Source organism: Alicyclobacillus sendaiensis NBRC 100866 (assembly GCF_001552675.1).
GTDB lineage: Bacteria > Bacillota > Bacilli > Alicyclobacillales > Alicyclobacillaceae > Alicyclobacillus > Alicyclobacillus sendaiensis.
Genome location: NZ_BCRQ01000098.1, coordinates 1 through 5191, shown reverse-complemented (window position 1 = coordinate 5191; position 5191 = coordinate 1). Strand labels below are relative to the sequence as shown.

The 5191-nt window shown below is 58.7% G+C and carries 6 protein-coding genes; 3 read left to right on the top strand and 3 right to left on the bottom strand.

The annotated features are described in order from the left end of the window. Positions 1 to 182 precede the first annotated feature (182 nt). The 3 genes from AS26_RS13130 to AS26_RS13120 all read right to left on the bottom strand — a co-directional run bounded on the left by AS26_RS13130 (position 183) and on the right by AS26_RS13120 (position 2994). Entirely contained in the window at positions 183 to 929 is a 747-nt protein-coding gene (locus AS26_RS13130; RefSeq protein ID WP_062310462.1) for a hypothetical protein, read from the bottom strand. Next, positions 926 to 1801 (bottom strand): tyrosine-type recombinase/integrase, encoded by an 876-nt coding sequence (locus AS26_RS13125; RefSeq protein ID WP_062310459.1) that lies wholly within the window; start codon positions 1799 to 1801, stop codon positions 926 to 928. Before AS26_RS13125 ends, AS26_RS13130 begins: the two co-directional genes overlap by 4 nt. Positions 1802 to 2031: 230 nt before the next feature. Further along, entirely contained in the window at positions 2032 to 2994 is a 963-nt protein-coding gene (locus AS26_RS13120; protein WP_062310456.1) for a helix-turn-helix transcriptional regulator, read from the bottom strand. Positions 2995 to 3334: 340 nt separating this feature from the next. On the opposite strand from AS26_RS13120, the gene AS26_RS13115 reads away from it, so the two are divergent. The 3 genes from AS26_RS13115 (at position 3335) to AS26_RS13105 (ending at position 5111) form a co-directional block, all read left to right on the top strand. After that, entirely contained in the window at positions 3335 to 3568 is a 234-nt protein-coding gene (locus AS26_RS13115) for a hypothetical protein (RefSeq protein WP_062310454.1), read from the top strand. A gap of 125 nt (positions 3569 to 3693) precedes the next feature. Then, positions 3694 to 4935 carry a hypothetical protein gene (locus AS26_RS13110; protein ID WP_062310451.1) on the top strand — a complete coding sequence of 414 codons (1242 nt, stop codon included), beginning with the start codon at positions 3694 to 3696 and terminating at the stop codon, positions 4933 to 4935. Next, positions 4932 to 5111 (top strand): hypothetical protein, encoded by a 180-nt coding sequence (locus AS26_RS13105; RefSeq protein ID WP_062310448.1) that lies wholly within the window; start codon positions 4932 to 4934, stop codon positions 5109 to 5111. The genes AS26_RS13110 and AS26_RS13105 overlap by 4 nt, the downstream gene beginning before the upstream one ends. Positions 5112 to 5191: the final 80 nt, after the last annotated feature.

Sequence of the window (5191 nt, the reverse complement as noted above, 5' to 3'; positions counted from 1 at the left end):
GTTGATCACCCAGTTCCATCCATACCCCGGATCGGCAACCCTTGTCCCCTCGATCCTCGCGATCCCTTCCAAATCCTGATCTTGACGCATGCTTGCAAGCAGCAAGCTTGCAACGTCCTTACGTGTGACGATGCAAGCTTGCTGAAAGCTTTCACGCTTCATCCTTTTCAAGTCCAAAAACGTCAGGAAGTTCGTTCCTGTTTCCGACCCGTGAGCAGGTGATGAATCACTTCCTCGTAGCCGTGCTTGCGCAGAAACTCGAGGATCGCCGCTTCGAGAATCTCTCGCTGCGACATCCGCCACGCCTGGCTTGCAGCGCGCAGCAGTCGGTCAAGCTCCACCGAGATGTGGAGGCTCTTCACCACGGAGAACCCAGGGATGGTGTAGCGCGGTACGTCCGTCGCGCCCCGCTCCGTGTGCAGCAACAGCCGCTCCAGTTTCGCCCGATGTTTCACCAGCATCCCGAGAAGCTCGAGCGCATCCCCAAGCGGCAACGAAACGGACTCGCCCTCACTCGACACAGTCTCTCGGGGAGGGTCGGGTTCGGCCGACGGAGACGTGGTGTCTTGTGTACGTTCTTGTGTGACGTAGTTGCGCGCCGTGTTCGACCACAGGTACCCGTGCGCTTGCATGTACTGCGCCATCTCGAAGGCGCTCGCGAAGCCAAGCGCCTCGGCGATCCGCTTGGGATCGCCGTAGGGTTCGGCCTGAAACGCCTCGATCACCCGCGCCACCTTGTGCCCACGTCGCTTCTTCTTGGGCGTCTCGCGCTCGACATATGTTTCATGCTCCACGCTCCACTGGTACCCGCGGCGCATCATGAACTGGTCCAGATACCGACGCGCCTTGTACCCGTACATCTGGGCAATCGCGTCCCGCGTCTTGCCGTCCGCAAGGAGCTGGAAGACGTCTTCCGGCCGAAGCGTCATGCTTGCACCTCCTCAAACGAGAGCATCTGCACGGCGCGCTGGAGATCCTCGCGGGTGGCATGAGTGTACACCGCCGTGACGGTCGGCGAACTGTGTCCCAAGAGCTTCTGGACCAAGATCAGGTGCACGCCTTGGCGAATGAGGTTCGAGGCAAAGCTGTGCCGGAACGTGTGCGCCGTGACGTACCGGCGATACCCAAGCACGAGGCTCGTCTGCTTGAGCACCCGGTTGATGTGCGTCGGCGACAAGCCGCCCGTCGAAGGCGTCGCAAAGAACCGCTCGTGTGGTTTCGCGTGCGTTCGATACTGCTCGACATACTGCGACAGAACCTGTCGAAGCGCGTCACATATCGGCACTTCGCGCGGTTTGTCGCCCTTGCCGTGCGCCACGCGGATGACGCCTTCCTCGAAATCGACGTCTTCCATGCGGAGAAAGATGATTTCCGCAATGCGAAGTCCCGTGTAGGCCATGGTCCAGGCCGCCGCTTGAACGTGCGGATGGGGAATGTGATGGATGAACCGCGCAAGCTCGTGCGCAGGGAGCGCGTACCGCTCCTTCTGTACGGTGCGCTTGGCTTCGAGCATCTCCGCCGGGTTCGAGCTCACCATGCCTTGGCGCACGAGGTACTTGAAAAACGAGCGCAGCGCATACAACCGCCGATTGATGGTCGTGGCCTGTCCTGGGCTTGCCTCGAGATACGCGCGCAGGTCCTCGACGGTTGTCTCCTCCACCGACCAGGGCAAGTTGTGGCGCGCGGCGTAGAAGGCCGCGAACCGTCGTAAGTCACTCTGGTACCCGATGACCGTCTTCCGACTCCGCCCCTGGCGCACAAGATGCGCCCCAAACTCCGTGATGGCTTCCTCCCCCAACATGCTCTCGCCTCCACAGGCCGCCCGGTCCCGGGCTTGGCACCCAGGCCGCGGTTCGGCGCGAATTTCCCGCCTTGCGCGCAGACCCCGCGCACAAGGGGGCATTCGGCCTAATCGCCAAAAAGGCCATGCGCCGCCCCCGTCAAGGCTGCGAAGCACCGCGAAGCGGCTTGGCCTTGACAGGGGGCAAAAGCGCATGGCCTAGCATGAACCGGGCCGAAAGCCCCCGGGATTCAGGGAGCCTCCGGATCGCCGACCTCCACCGCCGAGGTGTCGTCGGGAGCCTCGGAAGCGGGTTTGGACTCGAGCATGCGGCGAAACTTCTGGAGGGTCTCTTGCATCTCCTGTCGCAGACGATGATAGACCACGCCTTGTTGGAGAACCGCTTTGCGCTCGACAGGACTCCACGCTTCAAACCCAGGCGCTGTGAGAGGGACGAGACGAGACGGGTTGGCCTTGCAGATGGTGATGACTTCACAGACTAAGAGATTCGGATCATCGACGAGCCAAGATAAGAGCGCGCGTCGAGGGTCAATGCCCCATTCAAACAGTTGCATCGTATCCCGTGGGAGGTCGAGCAGCATCATGAGGGTCGATTCGACACTCGTCAGTTCCTTCCCATGCGGTGCCCGCACAAACGCAAACTCGCCTGCTTGGGTCGTTCGGTCGACCACATACACCAGCTGTCCGGGTATCAACGCTTTGAGATCGGTCGCCGGCGTAATGATGGCGACATCCTCCGGCGTCAACCCAAACCAGCGCAGGTTCGGTTTCACGCTCACCGCCAAGACCGCATTGGAAGGATGCAAGACGCTTCGTAAAAGGCCAAGGTAGTCGGCGGCCGACTTTTCGCGCTGCTGAATCGCGTCCAACAACGCATCCTCCGCCTGATACTCCTCTTCCTTCTCCGGTGGAAGCTGAATCAAGTTCATGTACTTCCCGACGATTTCAGGTCCCAATAACTGCACCACAAAGCGCGGGCCTTGAGGCAGCTTCGAAGCGATTTGAATGGCGAGCTTGGCGCTCAGGTTGCGCTTGCGATTCTCAATGGCGTTGTAGTAGGAAAGCGAAAGCCCGAGAAAGTCCGCCATCTCTTTCTGGGTCATCTCCATCTCGGTTCGCTTCTCCATGAGCCAATTCACAAACTGCTGGAATTTATCTTCGGGCACCAGCGCATCGGCTGAAAGCCTGGGCATGTCGTTCCCCCCTTCTATCCTCGCGCGATGAAAGAATCCTCATCTACAAATCAGGATGAGCAAACAGCCAGAAAGAATTTCATGAGGCCCAATCACTTTTTCACTATACACAGCCTATATGCAGGCGTCCACGACGGTAAAATGCGCAAAGTGCATGTTACCACCGCATGTTACAAGGAGTATCCTCGATTACGCGCTACAATTGTACACACGAAATGTGTTTTTTCCTGATGTTCAATGAGAATCGACTAAATTGATGGTTGATCCAAACGAAAAGAGGATCTATACTCTTCTCATCCTAGTTATCCACCATTTTCACACATAGAAAGGGTCGAGCGTCATGATTACGTTTGAAGGTTTGGTACAAGACGTGTCGATGTCGAAGGATGGCACGAAAAAGTACGCGGAGGTTGCCGACCGGGAGCATTTCGTGACGTACCGCGTTCAGGTGCCGGTCGAGGCGCAGCTGTCGCGGGGCGAGATCACGCAGTTGGAAGTCGTGCGCATCCGCGCGTTCAATGGGCAGATCAGCCTAGAGGCGCAGCCATTGGCGGCGAAGGTCGCCAAGCCCTAATTCGCAAGACCCGGGCGGCGAGCGCGCGGACCCCAAGGGGAGCGCGCCGTCGCCCGGAAGGGGTGGGGGCCAGTAACACCCACCCCGCAAAATCCCTTCGGGACCCGAAAGGAGGGGAGGAGCATGTGCAACTTGCCAATGTAGACACGCTCATAGGTCACATCCACGTGGCGCGATGGCTCGAGCGCTACAGCACGTTCTTGCGTGACTTGGCCTCGGTGGAAGCCGATTCGCCCTTTGAGCCCGTGCGGATGACGTATCGGGGCTTGGACCTGCAGACGTATCCGGAGCGGACCAAGTCACACTGGCACGCGTTCAAGGTCTGGCTACCGACCGGCGGCGCACAAAACGTCGCCCTCGAGTTTCGCTTGTACGACAAACCGCTCAAGGAAGCGTCGAACCAGTGGCCGATCGAAGTCGTGTACCGAAGTGCACCGCTTTGGACCGTGCCCTTCCTAGATCTTTGGGACTGGACGCTTCGCACCTTGGCCACTTGCGCGGATGAGGAGATTCCTGCCGAGGAGTTGCTCACACGCGTCTCTCGTGTGGATATTGCCGTGGACACGGATGAACTCGAGTTTGAAGAGAAAGACCGGGAACGCCTGGTGACAAGAGCCAAACACCAAAGCCAATACATAGACACCTACGCATGGTACGAAGACGAAAGCGTAGACGAAAACGAAGAGGCTATCGACCAAGTCACTTACCACCAAGGCGACCGGTTCACAGGGTTTACCTTCGGAAAAGGCAAAATTCTAGCTCGAATCTATAACAAGTGGTGGGAGATTGCAAGGAGCACGTCTTACAAGCAGGACAAACGATTCTTCGCGACGCTATGGCAACAGGCCGGATGGGACATGACGAAAGATGTCTGGCGGATCGAGTTCCAGCTGCGCCGGGAGGCCCTGCACGAGTTCCGTGTGCCAGAAAGCGACCTTCGTTTCGCGCAACTTAGCATTCCCGAGGTGGTCGCCCATGCACCGTCCGCCCTGGCGTATCTGATGAACGACTGGATTTCCCTTCGCACCCCCACGGGGAGCGCGAATCGCGCCAAGTGGCCAGTCGACCCGATGTGGCAAAAGCTCGTGGACACGGTCGCAACGTGCTACGGCGTGAGCGAACGTCATCCGCTTGAACCGCAGATGAATCCGTACCAACTGGCGAAGGTGATCAAGGGCTATTTGACCACGTTTGCCGTGGCAGTAAAAGAGTCCTCCAGCCAGGACCTGATGGACAAGCTCCCCTGGCTGCTCGCTCGTTACCTGGAGATGTCCCCTCAGGATTTCGCAGACACACTGGATGCCGAGATTGGGCGAAAGGCGCTCCTCCACGGCGTTCGAGTTCTCGAGGAGGTGGCTTGCTCATGAAGGTTCGACCCTATGTGCCCTATCTACAAAACGCGGCGATGCTCGTCGTCGCCTGCGCGATTACCGCGCTCGTGTTGCACATTCCCGCCGTCGACCATGCCATTCATCATATTCAAACCTTCCTGCAGGAGGTCGTCCACCATGGGACGTTTGTCGCGCCATTTCCTACTCGCTGATGGACTCTATGCACTGCTTCTCGCTTGGGTGGCACGGGCGGAATTCCGCCCCCACCCCTGGTTTGTGGGAATGTTCCTAG

What these genes read in the sequence shown, in the direction of transcription:
- AS26_RS13130 (WP_062310462.1), bottom strand. Translation starts at nt 929, where the DNA reads ATGACGCTTCGGCCGGAAGACGTCTTCCAGCTCCTTGCGGACGGCAAG.
- AS26_RS13125 (WP_062310459.1), bottom strand. Translation starts at nt 1,801, where the DNA reads ATGTTGGGGGAGGAAGCCATCACGGAGTTTGGGGCGCATCTTGTGCGC.
- AS26_RS13105 (WP_062310448.1), top strand. Translation starts at nt 4,932, where the DNA reads ATGAAGGTTCGACCCTATGTGCCCTATCTACAAAACGCGGCGATGCTC.
- AS26_RS13120 (WP_062310456.1), bottom strand. Translation starts at nt 2,994, where the DNA reads ATGCCCAGGCTTTCAGCCGATGCGCTGGTGCCCGAAGATAAATTCCAG.
- AS26_RS13115 (WP_062310454.1), top strand. Translation starts at nt 3,335, where the DNA reads ATGATTACGTTTGAAGGTTTGGTACAAGACGTGTCGATGTCGAAGGAT.